Genomic DNA, 20,304 nt, shown 5'->3' with positions numbered 1-20,304 from the left:
TAAATAATGAAATAATTATGGTAATGCAAGATAAAATAAAAATCATATAAATCATGATTTTTATGTTGACAAAATATTTTTTTCGGTTATGTTTTATCTAAAACAGAGAGGTTTTGTATGAATGTAACGTCAAAAACTATATATGCCATTGTTGCTTTAGTGGAGTTGGCAAAACAGGAAAATGAATGTTTGAAAGGATCGGTTATTGCAAAAAAATATGGAATTCCCCGAAGATTTTTAGAACTAACTCTTTCAGAGTTGAAAATTCATGGGCTGGTAGACTCTAAAAAAGGTGCTAACGGAGGCTTTTTTCTAATTAAGCGACCTGAGGATATTTCTTTGTATGATATCATAAATATAACAGAAAGAGAGTTGAATATTTTTGATTGTAAAAAATTCATAGATAAACATGGATGTGATATGTTGGGAATATTTGATGAGCTAAATGAGGAGATTATTTTGGTATTAAAAAATGTTACGTTAAAAGATATTTTGAAAAAGGCAGAAAGATTTTATGGAAGTTTAAGCTTCATAATATAATAAGGAGGAAAATATGAAAAGAGTTGAAAGTTTGCTATTACATCATGGTTATGAGCCTGATAATACTGGAGCAAGGGCCGTTCCTATTTATCAGACAACATCTTATGTTTTCAAAAACACTGAACATGCTGCTAATCTTTTTGCGCTAAAGGAGTTTGGTAATATTTACACAAGGCTTATGAATCCTACTCAGGATGTTCTTGAACAGCGTCTTGCTGCATTACATAATGGTACTGCTGCTCTTGTAGTATCTTCTGGTCAGGCTGCCATAAGTTACTCAATATTGAATATCACAGGATTGGGTGATAATATTATATCTGGTTCATACTTGTACGGTGGAACATTTAATCTTTTTAATTATACCCTGAAGAAGTTAGGTAGGGAAGTGAAATTTGTAGATTCTTCATCTCCTGAGAATTTTAAAAGAGCAGCTGATGAAAATACAAAGGCATTTTACCTTGAAAGTATTGGGAATCCAAAAAACAATGTGAACGATTTTGAGAAAATAGCAGAATATGCTCATGAATTAGGTGTGCCGCTAATTGTAGATAATACGGTAGCTCCTTATATTTTTAATCCTTTTGAATATGGTGCAGATATTGTTGTTTACTCTCTTACAAAGTTTATGACTGGCAATGGTACTAGTATTGGTGGTGCTATTGTAGAAAAAGGAGATTTTAACTGGGCAAATGGTAAATTTCCTGAGTTTACAAACCCAGATGAGTCTTACCATGGGTTGGTTTATTGGGATGTTTTTGGAAATCATGATCAAGCTGTAGCTAAAGGTATTTCGTTTGTTATTAAAATACGATTACAATTATTAAGAGATATGGGTGCTTGTATAAGTCCATTTAACGCTTTTATGATAATTGAAGGGTTGGAAACTTTGCCTTTAAGAATGAAAAAACATTGTGAAAATGCACTTGAAGTTGCAAGATTTCTTGAGAGACACCCTAAAGTTAGTTGGGTAAACTATCCGGGGCTAGAAAGTCATGAAGATCATGCAAATGCAAAGAGATACTTAAAAGGTAATTATGGTGCTATCATAGGTTTTGGTGTTAAAGGTGGGTATGAAGCAGGAATTAAATTTATTAATTCAGTAAAAATGATATCACACCTTGCAAATATTGGAGATGCAAGATCACTTGTGATACATCCTGCTAGTACCACGCATCAGCAGCTAACTCCAGAACAAAGATTAGCAACAGGTGTAACAGATGACTTTATTAGATTATCTGTGGGAATAGAAAATGTGGAAGATATTATAGAGGACTTAGATCGAGCATTATCAGAAATATGAAAGGAGTGGAATTATGAAATATTTTGATAGATATTTTTTAACTGTGGGTAATACTCCTCTTGTTGAATTAAAAGAGGTGAATAAGAGTTTAGAAGGTAGATTGTTCGCAAAGGTAGAGAGTAGAAATCCAGCTTTTTCTGTGAAAGATAGAATCGGATATTCAATGATAATAGATGCTATTCAAAAAGGAAGATTGAAAGAGGGGATGGCAATTATTGAGCCAACAAGTGGAAATACAGGGATTGCTCTTGCTATGGTAGGAGCATCTCTTGGATTTAACGTAAAGCTTGCAATGCCAGAATCCATGAGCGTGGAAAGAAGGGCTATAATGAAAATGTATGGAGCTGAGCTTATTTTAACTCCAGCAGAAAAAGGTATGAAAGGAGCTATTGAAAAAGTAGATGAGTTTGTAAAAAATGAACCTGATAAATATTTTACTCCATCGCAATTTGAAAATCCAGCAAATCCTAAAATTCACGAGGCAACTACTGGACCTGAAATATTTTATGCTCTAAGTGGAAATGTAGACATTTTTATAGCAGGTGTTGGGACTGGAGGAACAATTTCTGGAGTTTCAAGATTTTTAAAAAGAGTTTCTTTTAAACCAGTAAAAAGTGTGGCTGTAGAGCCTGCCAAAAGTCCAGCTATTAAAAGTTTTTTAGAAAAACGTGATTTTACACCTGCTCCTCATAAAATTCAGGGTATTGGTGCTGGATTTGTTCCAAAAAACTTAGATTTGAGTGTGGTGGATGAGGTAGTTTCAATAGAAGATGAAGAGGCAATTGAGTTTGCAAGAAAATTGTTTAAGGATGAAGGGATAATGGCAGGTATTTCTTCTGGAGCAAATTTCGCGGCAGCTTTCAAATTGGCAAGTTTAAAAGAAAATAAAGGGAAGAATATAGTCTTTATAGTGGCTGATACAGGCGAAAGATATTTGAGCACAGATTTATTTAGCATCTAAAATATATTGAATTAGTTGCCACTAAAAAAGTGGCAACTCCTTACTTTTTTTGTTGTATAAGGGGATTAGTTATATAATAAATTAAGAGTGGGAGGGAGGACTGATTAATAAGTTATATTAATAACATTTTATCATCAGAGATTTCTTCACCTCTAACTTTACTAAACATATCAATAAGGTCTTTTACATCTAGTTTTTTACGTTCTTCACCTGAAATATCTAGTATTATTTCACCTTTATCCATCATTATAGTCCTATTTCCAAGTTTCAAAGCTTGCCTCATGTTATGAGTAACCATCATTGCAGTTAAATTGTATTCTTTTATAAAAAATTCGGTTAGTTCAATGATTTTAGTAGCTGTTTTTGGATCTAATGCAGCTGTGTGTTCATCTAGCAAAAGTATTTTTGGTTTTACAAGGGTAGCCATAAGTAGGGTAAGAGATTGTCTTTGTCCACCAGAAAGTAAACCCACACGATCTTTCAGCCTGTTTTCAAGACCTAGTCCCAAAATTTTTAATTTTTCTTTAAAAAAATCTCTATCTTTATTCTTTACCCCTTTTGAAAACCAACGTTTTTGTCCTCTTTTTTTGGCAATAGCCAAATTTTCTTCGATTGTGAGAGAAGCCGCTGTCCCACTTAAAGGATCTTGAAAGACTTTACCTATATAATAAGCTCTTTTATAATCGCTTATCTTAGTAACATCTTCCCCTTCAACTATAATAGAACCTCTGTCTGGGAAAAGGTAGCCTGCAATAATATTTAAAAGTGTAGATTTGCCAGCACCATTGCTTCCAATAACTGTAACAAAATCACCTTTATTTATTTTTAAAGAAATATTTTTAATTGCAACGTTTTCGTTAACTGTTCCTTTATGGAAAATTTTTGTAACATTTTTTAATTCAATCATATTTTGATACCTATCTTTTTTCTTATTCCAGGAAAGACCAGTGCTATTGTTACTAAAACTGCAGTAATAAGATTAAGGTCGGAAGGACTCATTTGAAAAGACCCGATTCTAAAACTCAAGGCAATTGCTATAGCAAATCTGTAAAGAAGTGATCCTAAAATGACAGCAAAAACTGCTCTAAAGACAGTACGTCCTTCAATTAACGCTTCACCTAATATAACGGAAGCAAGTCCCGCAACTATAGTACCAATTCCCATATTTACATCTGCAGAACCTTGACTTTGTGCTACAAGAGCACCAGATAAAGCTACTAGGGCATTGGAGGTTGCAACACCAAAAAGAATCATTCTGTCAGTATTAGCTCCTTGTGCTTTTACCATTTTGGGATTATCTCCGGTGGCTCTCATTGCAAGTCCCATATCGGTGTGTAAAAACCATATAAGTACTACTGTAATTATAGTAAGAATAACTGAGAAAATGATGGGTGTTAAAATATATTTTTCTAATCCCAAAATGTTTTCAAAAGGAGTAAAAATGGTATCATATCCCAGAAGAGCTATTGTTGGCTGACCCATAATTCTCAAGTTTATGGAGTATAAAGCAATCATTGTTAAAATACCAGCTAAAAGGTGTAAAATTTTTAATTTTGTGTTTAATAAAGCTGTAATTGAACCTGCAACTGCTCCTGCAAAGGTAGCTACAATTACGGAAATATAAGGGTTTACGCCTTTCACAATCAAAGTGGCTGAAACAGCAGCTCCCAAGGGGAAAGTTCCATCTACTGAGAGGTCAGGAAAATCAAGGACTCTGAAAGTAAGATATACCCCCAATGCCATTATTGCAAAAACAACTCCTTGTTCAACAGCACCTAAAAATGCATAAAAACTCATTTTTTATTTTATAACCTTTGTAGCTTTTTCTATCATTTTTTTAGGTACATTAACACCCATTTTCTTTGCTGCTTTTAAATTAATGAAAAGTTCTAAGTCTTTCAAAGTTTCTACAGGTGTTGTTGCAGGGTTTGCGCCATGTATAATTTTATATACGATTTCGCCAGTTTGAAGACCAAGTTTATAATAATTTATCCCTAAAGAAGCTAATGCTCCTCTTTCTACAGAGTCAGTGTCACCTGTTATGACAGGAATTTTATTATCGTAAGCTACTTGAAGTACAGCTTCAAGAGCGGATACAACTGTGTTGTCAGTGGGGATGTATATACCATCTACTCTACCAACAAGGGATTTAGCTGCCATTAAAACGCCACTACTGTTTGTGACAGTGGCTTCTACCACATTCCAGCCGTATTTCTTAGAGTATTTTTTTGTAAGTTTTACAAGTGTCCTACTGTTTGCTTCTCCTGCGTTGTAGATTACTCCAATATTTTTTACTTTAATATTCAGTTCGTTAAAAAGGTTTAATTGTTCTTTTACTGGACTCATGTCTGTAGTTCCGGTTACGTTGGTACCAGGTCTTTCTAATGATTTTACAAGTTTTGCACCAACAGGATCAGTTATAGCTGAAATTATAATCGGAATTTTTTTTGTCGCATTTGCTACAGCGAGAGCAGTGGGAGTTGCAATTGCGATGATGATATCTTTTTTATCTCCAACAAATTTTTTTGCAATTTGGTTAGCTGTCGCAATATTACCCTGGGCAATTTGAATATCGTATTCTATATTTTTCCCTTCAATATATCCAAGTTCTTTTAGTTTATCAATTATTCCTTTTCTACATGCATCAAGTGCAGGATGCTCAACAATCTGAGTAATACCTACTTTAATCATTTTTGCATAAACAAAATTTGGTAAGACTAATAACATACCTAACAATATAATACTTAAATACTTTTTCATTATCATCCTCCGTAGCAGTTTTACTGGCGTTAACAATAAGTGATATTTAAAAAAAATTCAAGGGGTAAGGTTAAAAAATATTGAAAGTATATTCTGCTATAAAAAATTAATATTATAATAAGGACAGATGGGTTAAAATAATCTTTTATTTATCGATGAGCTATGAATAATGTGTAGTAGTACATATTCTGTGGTTATATAATTGTTTTAATTGTTTATTGCTAAGTTTAAGTAAATTTTACTTGGTAAATGGTATTTTAGTGATCTTAATGTTTTTTAGTTTTGTTATTTTTTTGAGATTATCAATTGTTTTCTTATCTTTTATCGGGAATATGCCTAAATCAAATAAATAAAAGATAATTTTATCCTTTTTAATAACAGCTTTTTTTAACTTGTTATTTTTTGCAAATTGAATTGCTTCATATTTATTTTCAAAGTATTTTAGATATTTTACTGGCTTGCCTGCAATATATTGGGTCGAACCAGGTGAAACAACATATACCCTCCAAATACTTTTTATAACTTTGTATTTTTTTAACTGTTTAAACTTTAGGTTGTATTTTTTGGCTAACGATTTAAGTTTATTGAAATTAGCAGAATCTACTTTATAAAAGGTCAGTTTGTAATAATAAGTTATTTTTTTAGGTTTTTCTTTTTTAAGTATAATTTTGGATGATTTAGTGGAGTTATAGTTATTTGTTATGTGTTTAGTTGTTTTTTTTCTTGTAAGATTAATATCTTCTTTTGGTGTAATACTATAATTTGTTTTATCTAAAATTTTTATTTCAGCAATTTTTATATATTTTCCTTTTTGTGGTTTTGCAGTTTTCTTGTTTTGTTTTGGTTGAACTTGCATTTTGATTGATGTTGAGTTTTTCTTAGCTGTTTTTTTAGAGCTATAAAAAACTTTATAAGTGAAATATCCTGCAAATAAAAGTAATATAAATACTAATAAATAAGAAAGGGTCAGAAGATAATTTCTGACCCTTTTAGGTACTTCCTTTGAAGATGTTTTTTCAATTTCTTCGTGCTCAATTTGATAAATCTCGGAAAAAGATTTATCAAAATATTTGAGCAGATTTATTTTTGTCATATACAGCTTAATCTTTATCTTTGTCTGCTTTAGCCTGTACTATGATTTTTTCAGCTATATGAGTTGGTACTTCTTCGTAATGGCTAAATTCCATAGTGAACATACCTCTACCACCAGTCATGCTTCTTAGGTCTGGAGCATATTTTAGAATTTCTGCCATAGGAACCTGTGCTCTGATGTGCTGTCCTGTTATTTGTGGTTCTACATTGATTATTCGCCCTCTTCTTGCATTTAAATCACCTAAAACAGTTCCGACAGTATCTTCTGGTACGAAAATATCTATATTCATAATTGGTTCTAATAAAACAGGTTTAGCTTCTAATGCCACTTTTTTGAATGCCATGGATGCTGCAATTTTAAAAGCCAGTTCTGATGAATCAACAGAATGGTATGATCCATCATATAAAATTGCTTTAAAATCTACCATTGGATAACCTGCTAGGATTCCTTCTTGAGCTGCTTCACGGATGCCTTTTTCTACAGCAGGGATATATTGTTTTGGTACTACACCACCTACTATTCTATCTTCAAATTCAAATCCTGCACCTCTATCTAATGGCTGCAATTCTATCCATACATCACCGTATTGCCCTCTACCGCCAGTTTGTTTTTTATATTTTCCTTGTCCTTTTGCACTAAACTTTATAGTTTCTTTATATGGGACTTTTGGTGTTTTTAATTCAACATCTACTTTAAATTTTTCTTTAAGTTTTTCAACAACGACTTCAATGTGCATTTGTCCCATACCACTCAATAATAATTCATTTGTTTGTTCATCTCTTCCAACTCTTATACCAATGTCTTCTTCCATTAACCTATGAAGACCAGTACTTACTTTATCTTCGTCATCTTTCGATTTTGGTTGTAGAGAAAAAGAGATAACAGGCTCAGGTACTTCTACAGCTTTAAATTTAATCGAGCATTTTTTACCACAAAGTGTATCGAATGTTGTAGTGTATTTAAGTTTATTAATCATTGCAATTTGACCGGCAATTAGCTTGTTGGTTTTAATAAAATTTTTTCCCTGAAGTAAATAAAGCTGGTTAACTTTTTCGTACTCTTCTTTGTTTGGGTTGTATACTTCAGAATCATTTGTAAGTTCTCCAGAGTAAACTCTAAAAATAGTTAATTTTCCAGCGAATGGATCGATAAATGTTTTAAATACAAAAGCCATAAAGTTTTCATCTTCTGGTCTTACAGGTACTTCTTCACCTGTTTTTTCGTCAATAGCGATTTTATATTCTCTTTCTAATGGTGAAGGAAGGTAATCAATGATAGCTTCTAGTAAAAATTTACTGCCAATGTTTTTTACAGCTGAGCCGCATAAAACAGGAATGAATCTTTTAGATATTGTTCCTTCTCTTAGACCTTTTTTGATTTCTTCTTCTGTTAATTCTTCGCCTTCAAGGTATTTTTCTATTAATTCATCATCAGTTTCACTAACAGCTTCAACGAGTTTTATTCTGTAATTTTCTACTTCATCCATCATTTCAGTTGGAATCTCAGCTTCTTTAAAATCAGCAGTAGGTTCATCTGGATAAATGTAAGCTTTCATTTTAACTAAGTCGACAATACCTTTAAATGAGCTTTCTTTACCAATTGGCAAAAATATTGGAAGAGGGATTACCCCAAAAGACTGTTCAATATCACCTAAAGCTCTATAAAAGTCAGCTCTTTCTTTATCCATTTTATTTACAAAAATGATTTTTGCTAAGTCAAATTCTTCTGAGAATTTCCATACTCTCTCTGTTTCTGCTTTAACACCTGTAATTGCACTTGCGATTACAACAGCACCACCAACAGCAGAAAGTGCTACTTTAGTTTCGTGAAGAAAGTTAGCATAGCCAGGTGTATCTAAGATATTTAATAGATGTTTTTTCCATTCAATAGTTGCAACTTTAGTGTTGATTGATATTTTCTTTTCTATTTCTACGGGATCAAAATCCATGATGGTAGTGCCATTATCTACGCTACCGATTCTGTTGGTAGCTTTTGCATTGAAAAGAATTGTTTCAATAAGACTGGTTTTGCCGGCACCACCATGAGAAATAAATGCTACATTTCTTATGTTTTTGGGACTGCTAACATTCATAGGCATCCTCCAGATGATTATAGGTTTTTATGACTAACAATGTAATAATACTTAAGAAATAAACCTCAAACATATATAAGTTTAACAGATAAATAAAAAAGTTTCAATTAACAATTGTAATAAAATGGAATGTGGTTATACTAAGTATATTCGTTGTTAAATAAATGGAGGATTGATTTATGACACAGAACAATAATCCCTGGGGGGATGAAAAGTTAAGCTTAAAATTACCCAACTTTAAATTTAAAGGGGTATTTCTAATTGCTATTGTAGCAGTGATTTTAATGCTTTGGCTGTTATCAGGTATTTACATAGTTAAACCAAACGAGCAAGCAGTAGTTAAAAGATTTGGTCAAATAGTTAAAATTGTTGGTCCAGGTCCACATTATCATTTTCCTTATCCAATAGAGACAGTAGATAAAGCAGAAGTTACAAAGGTTCATAGAATTGAGATTGGGTTTAGGACAATAAAAAGCGGTACGTATAAAACGGTCAAAGAAGAGTCCTTAATGTTGACCGGAGATGAAAATATTGTAAATATTGATTTTATTGTTCAATATAAAATTTATGATATAGCAAAGTATCTTTATAATGTTATTGATGTTCCAAAAACTATTAAAGATGCTGCAGAATCAACAATTAGGGAAGTAGCAGGTAAGGAAAAAATTGATGAAATTCTAACTGTTGGGAAAAATAGGATTCAAATTGAAACTCAAAAAATTTTACAGAGGCTTTTAGATGATTATGGGGTAGGGGTAAAGATTGTTGCAGTTCAATTACAGGATGTTGAACCTCCGAGTCAAGTAATTAAATATTTTAAAGATGTTGCAAGTGCTAGAGAAGATAAAAATAGATATATAAATGAGGCTGAGGCTTATGCTAATGAAATTATACCTAAAGCAAGGGCTAAGGCTGCTTCAATGATTTTAAGAGCTGAAGCTTATCAAAAAGAAAGAATTGAAATGGCAAAAGGGGATGCATACAGGTTTCTTGAAACATTAAAAAGTTACAAATTAGCACCCGAAATTACTAGAAAAAGATTATATTTAGATACAATTAATAAGATTTTCTCTAAAGGAGATAAATATATATTTGATTCACAAATTAAGAATTTCTCACCATTTATTGGTTTTGAGAAGTTTAAAGAGGGGGGCAATAAATGAAAAAGGCTATTTTTCTGTTAATCGCATTAATAATGCTACTTGTTGGGTATAAAAGCTTTTTTTTCGTGGTGGATATTACAGAATATGCTATAGTGACTGAACTTGGGAAACCAAAGAAAACAGTGAAAGAGCCAGGACTTTATTTTAGAATACCTTTTGTTCAGCAGATTATTTTCTTTAGTAAGAAACTGTTAGAGTATGATGCTCCACCTTCTGAGATTCTGACAAAAGATAAAAAAACACTTGTTGTAGATAATTATTGCAGATGGAAAATAGTGGAGCCTCTTAAATTTTATTTATCATTTAGAGATGTGCGAAGCGCATTAGCAAGAATTGATGATATTATTTATTCAGAAATGAGAATTGAGCTTGGTAAACATAATCTTATTGATGTGGTATCAGATAATAGAAATGAAATTATGAGGAATGTAACAAAAGCATCAAGAATTAAAGCTAAGGATTTTGGGATTGAGATTATTGATATACGAATTAAAAGAGCTGATTTGCCACCTGAAAATGAAAAGGCTGTTTATGCTAGAATGAAAGCTGAGCGAGCCAGAATTGCTAAGCAATATAGGTCAGAAGGTCGTGAAGAGGCTCAGAAAATAAGAGCAAAAACTGAAAAAGAAAGAACTATTATTTTGGCTGAGGCTTACAGGAAAGTTCAGAGGATTAAAGGTGATACTGATGCAAAAGTTATAAAAATTTATGCTGAAGCTTATAACTTAGATCCAGATTTTTATGATTTTTTAAAGAAGCTTGAAGTCTATGAACAAACTTTTGATAATAAAACTAAGCTGTTTATATCCACAGATAGTTATTTTTTCAAACTTTTGAAAAAAGGTCCATAATAAGAATGTGTTAACTATAACATTATATGAGGGGGATCATCCCCCTCCTCTCTATATTCAATAAAGCATACAATAGATATCTCTTCTAATTTTGTGTAATAATTAATTGAATTTTTACAGTAACTATATTACTCATTGTTGCATAAATTTAACGGTGACTAATCACAATGGTGTAAAAAAGTTTGATTTTTTATTTCATTTTATTATAGTTGTCAGCATGAAAAATGTTATAATTGTTGGTGCTGGTGATGTTGGATACAATCTTGCCAGCCATTTGATATCAGAAAAAAAGAATGTAGTGTTGATTGATAAAAATGCTGAGAAGGTGAAATATACTTCAACTCGTTTAGATTGCATTATAATTAGAGGTGCTGGAAACAGTATCGATGTTTTACAAGATGCAGGGATAGAAAATTGCGATATTTTTATTTCTGCAACTGATTCAGATGAAGTAAATATTATTTCGTGTTTTATTGTAGCAAATGAATTTAATGTGCCACTTAAAATAGCTCGGGTAAGAAATTTGGATTATTCCGTCAAAAATTTCTTTAGCAGATCTGGTAGTGGTATTGATTTTTTAGTAAATCCTGAGATTGAAGCCAGTAAAAACATTGTTAATAGCATTGTTCATGGAGCTGTTAGCGATGTTTTTACATTTGAAGGGACAACAATACAACTTAGGGATGTTTATGTTGATGATGATTCTGATTTGATTGGAATGTCTTTGATAGAATTGAGAAAGAAATATAAATTTAATTTTATTGTGGCTGGTATCTTACGTGAGGAAGATATTTTGATTCCTTATGGTGAAACAAAAATTAAAAAAGGTGATAATTTGTATATTGTTGGCGATGACAGAAATCTCGAGTTGTTTTTTAAAAAACTTGGGATTAAAAGAAAGCGGATTAAAGATATAGTTATTGTTGGAGGAGGAAGAATAGGAGAGCTTGTTGCAAAGGATTTATTGGAATTAGGTAAAAATATAATGATCTTAGATAGGGATTATGATAGATGTAAGGAACTGAGTGAAAAATATGAGAATTTAATTGTTATAAATGCTGATATTACTGATAAGAATGTTTATGAAGAAGAAAATATTGGTAATTATGATTTGCTTATCTCAGCTACAGGTAGTGAAGAACTAAATATTTTAACATCAATATATGCCAAGAAAATTGGAGTAAAAAGGTCTATTGCTATTGTCAATAAATCTAATTATCTTTCACTTGCATCTGGTATGGGAATTGATGCAACTATAAGTACAAAAATTAGTTCAGTAAATGCAATATTAAAATTTATTAGAAAAGGCAGAGTTAAGTCAATTTATTCAATTTTTGATGGAAAAGCTGAGGCTATGGAGGTTACTGTAAGAAATGAAAGTTTGTTATCAAACAAGTTATTAAAAGATATTGAATTGCCAAAAGGAGCACTTATTGTGGCTGTAAATAGAGGAGATAGAAATTTTATACCTGATGGTAATTCTAAAATTTTGGCTGGCGATAATGTAATTATTTTTGCATTAAAGAATGTTGTAGATAAAATAGAAGAGCTAATATCTAGCTGATATGCATTTAAAAACAGTTATAAATATTATTTCTATCTTATTAATAGTTATTTCTCTTTTTATGTTATTTCCTGCAATGTGGGCGTTGTATTTTAAAGAGTATGATTGTTTCTATGCTTTTAATATAACTATAATAATAACTATTCTTATATCTTTAATTGTTTTTTTTATTACAAAAACAGATATAAAAAAGTCTCTATCAACTAGAGATGGTTTTCTTTTGGTTTCAGTGAGTTGGTTTCTTGTGTCTATAACAGGAGCGATACCTTTTTATATTTCTGGTGCAATCCCTTCCTTTACTGATGCTTTTTTTGAAACCATGTCTGGTTTTACCACTACAGGAGCATCTATTCTTACAGATATCGAAGGATTACCAAAATCAATGCTTTTTTGGAGATCTTTGACACACTGGCTCGGTGGTATGGGTATTGTAGTATTAACTGTGGCTGTTCTTCCTCTTTTGGGTATCGGTGGTTTACAACTTATTAAAGCAGAGGCACCTGGACCTACTGTAGATAAAATAACACCTAGAATTGGTGAGACGGCAAAGTTGTTGTGGTTTATCTATGTTGGTTTTTCTGTATTAGAGACAATTTTACTTCTTTTGGGTGGAATGGATTTCTTTGATGCACTTACTCATACTTTTGGAACAATGGCTACAGGGGGGTTTTCTACCAAAAATACAAGTGTTGCATATTTTAACTCAGCTTACATAGATTATGTTATAACGATATTTATGGTCCTTGCTGGAATCAACTTTACTCTTCATTATAAATTAATCACTGGAAATTTTAAAAATGTATTTAGAGATAGTGAATTGAAAGTTTATTTGTTTATTTTTATTACAGCAACTATTCTATTAACATACGATTTAACAAAAAATCATTTTAGTGATATTTGGAGTGGGTTAAGATATGGCTCTTTTCAAGCGGCTACTATCTTAACTACAACTGGATATGCAACTTATGATTATGAAAAATGGCCAGCTATGTCTCGCACAGTTCTTTTCTTATTGATGTTTCTGGGTGGGTGTTCAGGATCTACTGGAGGTGGAATTAAAATAATTAGAATTTATACTTTATTGAAACAGGCAATAATTGAAATGAAATATCTTATTCGACCAAAAGGGATTTTTACATTAAGACTTAGCGGTAACGTGGTAAAAAAAGATATTGTGTATGCAATTTCAGGTTTTTTCTTTCTTTATATTGCCATTGTGCTTACAGTAGCTCTTATTATATCTTTAGAAGATATAGACATTCTTACTTCTTTGTCATCTGCTCTTGCTACAGTGGGGAATATTGGTCCAGGGTTTGGGAAAATTGGTCCCACTGAAAATTATTCATTTTTTTCTGATTTTTCAAAATGGGTTTTAAGTTTTGCTATGATGATAGGAAGGCTTGAGATTTATACTGTTCTTGTTATTTTTACCCCACATTTTTGGAAAAAATGAAAACATATTATATAAATATTCAAGGTATTGTTCAGGGGGTTGGATTTAGACCTTTTATATACCGGCTTGCAAATGAGCTTGGGATTTCAGGTTGTGTGAAAAATTCCTCTAAAGGCGTAGAAATAGAGGCAAATGTTGATAGGGATGAGTTGCTGTGGCTTTTTATAAATAAGATAAGAAGAGAAGCGCCTCTTTTATCCCATATTGTGGATATAACCTATGAAGAAATTGAAGAAAAGCATTTTCATGATTTTAAAATTTTGCATTCTGAAAAAATAAATGATATTACTTTTGTGTCTCCAGATGCAGCAATTTGTGATGATTGTAAAAAAGAGCTGTTTGATACAAATGATAGGAGATTTTATTATCCTTTTATAAACTGTACTAACTGTGGTCCAAGATATTCCATAATTGAGAAAATTCCTTATGACAGGGCAAATACAACTATGAAAGTTTTTGAAATGTGTGATGACTGTAAAAAGGAATATTGTCAGCCTGATAATAGAAGGTTTCATGCTCAACCAAACTGTTGTTTGTTTTGTGGTCCTGATGTTTATATGGATAACTTTAAGGGAGTTGATGCTATGAAAGAAGCGTCAAAGAGGATAGATGATGGGAAGCTTTTGGCTGTAAAAGGATTGGGAGGGTATCATCTGATTTGTGATGCAACAAATAATGATGCTGTACTTTATTTAAGAAAGTGTAAAAAAAGGAATGAAAAACCGTTTGCTGTGATGATAAAAGATGTGGACACATTAAAAAAATACAATCTGAATTGTGAATGTGTGTATAATAGATTTTTGAATTCTCCAGAAGCTCCTATAATATTAATAAATTGGAAGGATCATCCATTATCAAAATATATTAATCCTATAAATGATAAAATAGGTATTATGTTAGCATATACACCCTTACATCAATTGATTTTACATTTTACAAAGACTGATTTTATTGTGGCTACCAGTGGGAATCAAAAGGATGAGCCAATAGTTATTGATGAAGTAGATGCTGAAAAAACACTAATTTTTGTGAATGGTGGATTTTTACATCATAATAGACCTATATATAATAGGGTAGATGATTCTGTTGTAGCTATTGTTGAAAACGATATATATGTTTTAAGAAGAGGGCGAGGTTTCGCACCGTATCCAATTATGTTGAAAAACAACTTTGACAAAGATGTTCTTGGATTAGGTGCATACATGAAAAACAGCATTAGTTTAGGTAAGAAAAATTATATTTTCCCATCCCAATATATTGGAGATCTTGATAATATTAAATGTTGTGAATTCTTTAAAGATGTTGTGTGTAAATTACAAAATCTTTTTGATGCTGATGTAAAAGTGGTAATAAGGGATCTTCATCCTAATTATTATTCCTCTATCTACGCTGAAGAACTTAATTTAGAAGTTTTAAAATTACAACATCATGTTGCACATTTTTTTTCATGTATGGCTGAAAATGGGATTGAGGATAGCTGTATTGGGGTCTCATTTGATGGACTTGGGCTTGGATGCGATAAAAAAGTTTGGGGTTCTGAATTTTTTATTTTTACAAATAGTAAGATTGAAAGGGTTTTTCACTTGAAATATGCGAAGCAGATAGGGGATGTTACTTCTAAAAAACCGTTTTTAATGATGCTTTCATATTTAATTCAGTACGGTTTATTGGAAGAAACAAACGATTTGCTCATAAAAAAATGGGGCATGACAAAAAGTGAATTGGATTTCTTTATCAAAGCTATAGAAAATGGAATTAACACAATTGAAACTTCGAGTATGGGGCGATTATTTGAAGGTGTAGGATCTATTTTAACAGGACGTATTGAAAATGAATTTGAAGGGCATACTGCTATCTTACTTGAGTCGCTTGCTGAAAAAAGGTTAGATGAGACAAATAGTTATCAGTTTTGTTTTAATAAAGGTAAAGAAATAGATTTTGGTGGTATAATATCTGGAATTTGCAAGGATTTATTGATTGGTCTTGAAAAAGAAGTAATTGCTATGAAGTTTCACAATAGTATAGCAGAATTAGTAAAAGAAGGATGTGAAAAAATTAGAGAGAGTTTTGGGGTTAATAAAGTGGTTCTTACAGGTGGTGTTTTTCAGAACTTATTATTGCTTTCTAAGGTTATGTATTTATTAAAAAATAAAGGTTTTAATGTATATGTTCATAGGAAAGTTCCTCCAAATGATGGTGGTATTTCGCTTGGACAAGTTTATTATTATAATTTAAAAACAAATTTAGATTTACCTGATACTTTCGAGAAATTTTGGTGAACTTTTTTTTTGTGAAATTATCTTTTTTCTCTGGGAAATGGAGGGATGAAATATGATAGAAGTTGTAAAGCTTGAAAAGTGTTATGGTGAAGTAAAAGCTTTAAAAGGTGTAAATTTCACTGTTGAAAAAGGTGAAATAGTAGGTTTTCTTGGACCAAATGGCGCTGGTAAAACTACTACAATGCAGATAATTACTGGATTTTTAAGCCCTACCTCTGGTGAAGTAAGAGTAGGTGGTGAAAAAGTTTCAATAGGATGTATGGGTATAAAAAGAAAAATAGGATATTTGCCTGAAAATAATCCAATTTATAATGATTTGTCAGTTTACGATTATTTGAAATTTTTTGCAAGTTTAAAGAGGGTTGAGAATAGTAAAGAAGAAATTAAGAAAGTTATAAGTCTTACAAAGCTTGGAGATGTTTTAGGTAGAAAGATTGATACTTTGTCAAAAGGGTATAAACAGAGGGTAGGGCTTGCTCAGGCGATATTAGGAGATCCAGATATTTTAATTCTTGATGAGCCTACCACTGGACTTGATCCAAACCAAATTGTTGAAATTAGAAATTTGATAAAAGAACTTGGTAGAGAAAAAACTGTAATTTTATCCACACATATTATGCAAGAAGTGGAGCAAACCTGTGAAAGAGTAATAATTATCAATAAAGGTGAAATAGTAGCTGATGATAAAATTGAAAACTTGCAAGGAAAGAATAGAAAGGTTGTTTTAGAAGTTGACAAGGATTTGAATGAGAAGTTTTTTGAAAGGTTTGGAGTTGTAAATGCAGTAAGTTCTAATAGGTTTGAAATAAAAACAGATGATGATATTAGAAAAGAACTTTCAAGATATTGTTTTGATAATGGAATTCTTATTTTAGAACTTAAAGTTGAATATGATGATCTGGAAACAACTTTTAGAAAGCTTACAATGGTGGAGGAGTAAAATGGCAATAAGAGCCATAACTGTAAAAGATTTGAAACAAATTTTTTTTCATCCAACTGCCTATGTTCTCGGTTTTTTCTTTTTAATTATTACAGGATGGTTTTTTTCAAGTACTCTTTTTCTAATTGGGCAAGCTGAGTTAAGAGATTTTGTAGGTGTTGTACCTTTTCTATTAATGTTTTTTATACCTGCAATTACAATGAGAAGTATTGCAGAAGAGAAAAAGCAGGGCACCATTGAGCTTATTCTTACAAATCCGGTTAAAGATTCACAGTTTATATTTGGTAAATTTTCTTCATCTTTAATAACAGTGTTATTTTTTATTGGAATGACACTTTTTTATCCTGTAATTTTGATACTAATTGGTAATCCTGATATAGGACAGATGATAGCAACATATATTGGTATTATTCTGTTATCATCTTTTTATGTATCCATTGGTATTTTTGCTTCTGCAATAACTTATAATCAAATAGTAGCGTTTATAGTATCGTTTTCTTTAATTTTTTGTTTTTATCTACTTCAAAGAATTGCAATCTTTTTACCACCTTTTTATCAAAATATTGCATTATATTTATCTTCAGCGACACATTTTAAAAAGTTTACAATGGGTGTTATTACATTGCAAGATGTCATATATTATTTGAGTGGGATAGCTTTTTTTCTTCATATTGCAAATGATGTTATAGAGTCAAGGCTCGATTAGAGAGGTGAAAAATGAGTATTAGAAGATGGATTAATCTTGTTTCTGTGGTTATTATTGTAATTTTTTTAAATTTGATTGCTGTGAGATATTATTACAAGATAGATTTGACAGAGAATAAGATTTATACTGTTTCTGAAGCCACTAAGAAAACTTTATTTAGATTAAAAAATCCTCTAAATGTGAAAGTTATTGTAAGTGATGATATTCCTTCCCCTTATAATACATCTGTGAGGTTTTTTCTGGATGTATTAAATGAATATAAATCGGTAGCATCTGATAAAGTGAAAATTGATATTATACAAGATGTTCCACAAATAGTAGAAAAGGCTGCAAACCTTTATGGTATACCACCTGTTCAGGTAAATGCCATTGAAAGTGATAGTCTTCAGATAAAGAAAATTTATATGGGAGCAGTTCTTATTTATGAAGATAAGACTGAAACGATACCTGTAATTGCAAATGTTAGGGTACCTGAATATGAACTTACCTCATTGATTAAAAGAATGAGTAGTGAAAATGAAAAGTATGTTGCAATTATTGATGCTGGTAAGAGTGCAAATCCGTATTCGAATATGAGAACAGTTTTTAAAGCTTTAAGTAAAAACTATAAAGTAGAAAGTGTTAAAATAGAGAAAGGTAAATTGATTGATAAAAAGTATGATGTGGCAATACTCGTTTCTCCTATTGAAGAGTTAAAACCTGAGGAGGTGTATCCGATAGAGGAATTTCTTTTTTCAGGTAAAAGTGTAATTTTAGCTGTAGATAAAGTGGATGGATCAGTTCAATCCGGTTATGCTTTTAAAAAGGAAACTGGATTTGAGAAGTTCTTTAATAAAAATGGAATTAAGTTGACCAATAATTTGGTTTTTGATGCAAACGCTACATTAATAAATGTTTCTCGTAATGCTGGAGGTTTTATTGTTACAACTGCTGTTAAGTATCCTTTTTTCCCTGAAATTATTAATTTTAATAGAGAATTGTTGGTTACAAAGGGTGTATCTACTGTAAATATGATATTTCCTACTGAGATAAAAATAGATAAGAAAAATCAAATGAAAGTTACTCCAATAATGTTTTCATCAGATAAAACAGGACTCGAAAAAGAGCCATACAATGTTGCTCTTGATAGACAGTATAGTTTGAATGATTTTCAATATTCAAAAATTCCTCTTGCTTTTATTCTAGAGGGTAAGTTTGTTAGTGAGTTTGAAAAACCGTTGAATGAGTACAAAGATAATTTCAGAAATAAAGGGGTAGGCAAGCTGATTCTCGTTAGTGATGGAGAAATGTTTAAAGATGATTATGTGGTATCTGGGGATAATTTAAAACTTATACAAAATGTAGTGGATTTTTTACTCTCTGATCCAGAACTTCTTGAGTTGAGAGGTAAAGTTGTAAAATTTCATCCAATAATGATAAATAGTCCGTCGAATGCTTTGTTGATAAAATATTTAATACTTTTTGCCCCTCCAATTTTTATCATTGTTATTGGTTTTGTTGTAATGAAAATTTTTGGAAAAAGGAGGGTTAGACTGTGAGAAAAAAAGATATATTATTACCGTTATTGGCACTAATTTTGGTTGTTTTCTATTTTTCAACTGATAAGAGGAAGGAAGTTAAAACAGAGTATTTAATTGATAAAAAAATAAATATTGAAAAGATTCATTATAAGAGTGATGATTTGGATATTGTACTTAAAAAGGAAAATCAAAAATGGTTTTTAGAAAGACCTGAAGAATGGCCTGTTAACTCAAATTTTATTAACAATTTGGTTGAAAAGCTTGAGAAAACTGAAGTGGTTACCACAATAGAAAAGGGAGAAAAGAACCAATATGGTTTTGAGAAAGGTGAATATTTAGAGCTTGTTGGTAAAAAGAAAAAATATAGAATAGTTTTAGGGAAGAAAGATAAATCTTATAGGTTGCAATATGTAAAGTTTGATGATGGGGAAAAAATATACCTTGTAGATGCATCTTTCACAAATTATTTGCCACTTACGATAAACCAGATAAAAGATAAGACTATTTATTCTTTTAATGATGAATTGCTTTCTTACGAATTAAAGCTTGATCGTGAGAGATTAATAATTGACAAAGATGGAGATTTTTTTGTTTTAAATGGAAAGAGAGTGGCGAAAGGAAAAGTTGGTGAATTAAAAAAGTTAATTTCTAAGTTGCAAGCAAACACATTCGCTGATGATAATAAACTTCCAGATAGTGCTAAGAAAATTGGTTATCTAAGAATAAAAACAACAAATAAAGAATTTTCTTTTGACATTTATAAAGATAAAGAAGGTGACTTTTATATACCATTTAAGAGTCAGACTTTTGAAATATACAGCTTTAATTTTGATGATATTATAAGCAAAATTAAAAAGCTTGTTGAGTAACTTTTTAAATAAAATTTTTGTGTAAGGACAACACTTGTAGTTGTCCTTACATGTTATTAGTTAAAAAATTTTAATAGTTTTTAAACTTTTTTTCTGGCAGAAATAATGACCTTTTTTTGATATCACTGAATCAATATAATATTATAAATCTAATTTTTCAGCTTTTAGATTTAGTGGTCATTTAGCATAATTGTCTGTTGTACTATAAGGTTA

The 20,304-nt window shown here is 31.0% G+C and carries 17 protein-coding genes; 12 read left to right on the top strand and 5 right to left on the bottom strand.

Features of this window, described 5'->3' with window-relative positions; all coding sequences use genetic code 11:
• The first annotated feature begins 117 nt into the window (after positions 1-117).
• Genes OWK30_RS05225 through cysK form a run of 3 tightly spaced genes read left to right on the top strand, consistent with a single transcriptional unit; the run spans position 118 to position 2,801 of the window.
• Positions 118-540 carry an RrF2 family transcriptional regulator gene (locus OWK30_RS05225; protein ID WP_423324263.1) on the top strand — a complete coding sequence of 141 codons (423 nt, stop codon included), beginning with the start codon at positions 118-120 and terminating at the stop codon, positions 538-540.
• 13 nt (positions 541-553) lie between these two features.
• Entirely contained in the window at positions 554-1,840 is a 1,287-nt protein-coding gene (locus OWK30_RS05220; protein ID WP_423324261.1) for an O-acetylhomoserine aminocarboxypropyltransferase/cysteine synthase family protein, read from the top strand.
• 13 nt (positions 1,841-1,853) lie between these two features.
• A complete protein-coding gene (gene cysK / locus OWK30_RS05215) occupies positions 1,854-2,801 on the top strand; it encodes a cysteine synthase A (RefSeq protein WP_423324259.1) in 948 nt (315 codons plus the stop codon).
• Positions 2,802-2,913: 112 nt separating this feature from the next.
• On the opposite strand, the gene OWK30_RS05210 is transcribed toward cysK, so the two are convergent.
• The 5 genes from OWK30_RS05210 to fusA all read right to left on the bottom strand — a co-directional run bounded on the left by OWK30_RS05210 (position 2,914) and on the right by fusA (position 8,746).
• A complete protein-coding gene (locus OWK30_RS05210; RefSeq protein ID WP_423324257.1) occupies positions 2,914-3,708 on the bottom strand; it encodes an ABC transporter ATP-binding protein in 795 nt (264 codons plus the stop codon).
• Positions 3,705-4,598 carry an ABC transporter permease gene (locus OWK30_RS05205; RefSeq protein ID WP_423324255.1) on the bottom strand — a complete coding sequence of 298 codons (894 nt, stop codon included), beginning with the start codon at positions 4,596-4,598 and terminating at the stop codon, positions 3,705-3,707. Before OWK30_RS05205 ends, OWK30_RS05210 begins: the two co-directional genes overlap by 4 nt.
• 3 nt (positions 4,599-4,601) lie before the next feature.
• Entirely contained in the window at positions 4,602-5,561 is a 960-nt protein-coding gene (locus OWK30_RS05200; protein ID WP_423324253.1) for an ABC transporter substrate-binding protein, read from the bottom strand.
• Between the two features lie 238 nt (positions 5,562-5,799).
• Positions 5,800-6,654 carry a hypothetical protein gene (locus tag OWK30_RS05195; protein WP_423324252.1) on the bottom strand — a complete coding sequence of 285 codons (855 nt, stop codon included), beginning with the start codon at positions 6,652-6,654 and terminating at the stop codon, positions 5,800-5,802.
• A gap of 7 nt (positions 6,655-6,661) precedes the next feature.
• Positions 6,662-8,746: an elongation factor G gene (gene fusA / locus OWK30_RS05190; RefSeq protein WP_423324250.1), complete on the bottom strand. Its 2,085-nt coding sequence runs from the start codon at positions 8,744-8,746 to the stop codon at positions 6,662-6,664.
• 179 nt (positions 8,747-8,925) lie between these two features.
• Here fusA and hflK point away from each other — a divergent pair, with 179 nt between their 5' ends.
• From hflK to OWK30_RS05145, 9 genes are all read left to right on the top strand, one after another.
• Entirely contained in the window at positions 8,926-9,909 is a 984-nt protein-coding gene (hflK, locus tag OWK30_RS05185; RefSeq protein ID WP_423324248.1) for an FtsH protease activity modulator HflK, read from the top strand.
• The gene (hflC, locus tag OWK30_RS05180; protein WP_423324247.1) at positions 9,906-10,760 is read left to right on the top strand and encodes a protease modulator HflC; all 855 of its coding nucleotides are present in this window, start codon (positions 9,906-9,908) and stop codon (positions 10,758-10,760) included. Before hflK ends, hflC begins: the two co-directional genes overlap by 4 nt.
• A 217-nt stretch (positions 10,761-10,977) precedes the next feature.
• A complete protein-coding gene (gene trkA, locus OWK30_RS05175; RefSeq protein ID WP_423324245.1) occupies positions 10,978-12,324 on the top strand; it encodes a Trk system potassium transporter TrkA in 1,347 nt (448 codons plus the stop codon).
• A gap of 1 nt (position 12,325) precedes the next feature.
• Entirely contained in the window at positions 12,326-13,777 is a 1,452-nt protein-coding gene (locus OWK30_RS05170) for a TrkH family potassium uptake protein (protein WP_423324244.1), read from the top strand.
• The gene (gene hypF / locus OWK30_RS05165) at positions 13,774-16,056 is read left to right on the top strand and encodes a carbamoyltransferase HypF (RefSeq protein ID WP_423324243.1); all 2,283 of its coding nucleotides are present in this window, start codon (positions 13,774-13,776) and stop codon (positions 16,054-16,056) included. Before OWK30_RS05170 ends, hypF begins: the two co-directional genes overlap by 4 nt.
• 52 nt (positions 16,057-16,108) lie before the next feature.
• Positions 16,109-16,996: an ATP-binding cassette domain-containing protein gene (locus OWK30_RS05160; RefSeq protein WP_423324241.1), complete on the top strand. Its 888-nt coding sequence runs from the start codon at positions 16,109-16,111 to the stop codon at positions 16,994-16,996.
• A 1-nt stretch (position 16,997) separates the two neighbouring features.
• Positions 16,998-17,702 (top strand): ABC transporter permease subunit, encoded by a 705-nt coding sequence (locus tag OWK30_RS05155; RefSeq protein WP_423324240.1) that lies wholly within the window; start codon positions 16,998-17,000, stop codon positions 17,700-17,702.
• Between the two features lie 11 nt (positions 17,703-17,713).
• The gene (locus tag OWK30_RS05150; RefSeq protein ID WP_423324238.1) at positions 17,714-19,240 is read left to right on the top strand and encodes a GldG family protein; all 1,527 of its coding nucleotides are present in this window, start codon (positions 17,714-17,716) and stop codon (positions 19,238-19,240) included.
• Positions 19,237-20,091, top strand: a complete 855-nt coding sequence (locus OWK30_RS05145; protein ID WP_423324237.1) for a DUF4340 domain-containing protein — start codon at positions 19,237-19,239, stop codon at positions 20,089-20,091. Before OWK30_RS05150 ends, OWK30_RS05145 begins: the two co-directional genes overlap by 4 nt.
• Positions 20,092-20,304 lie beyond the last annotated feature (213 nt).

The organism is Deferribacter abyssi (assembly GCF_049472655.1).
GTDB classification, from domain to species: Bacteria; Chrysiogenota; Deferribacteres; order Deferribacterales; family Deferribacteraceae; genus Deferribacter; species Deferribacter abyssi.
This window is presented reverse-complemented; position numbering and strand designations above follow the sequence as displayed.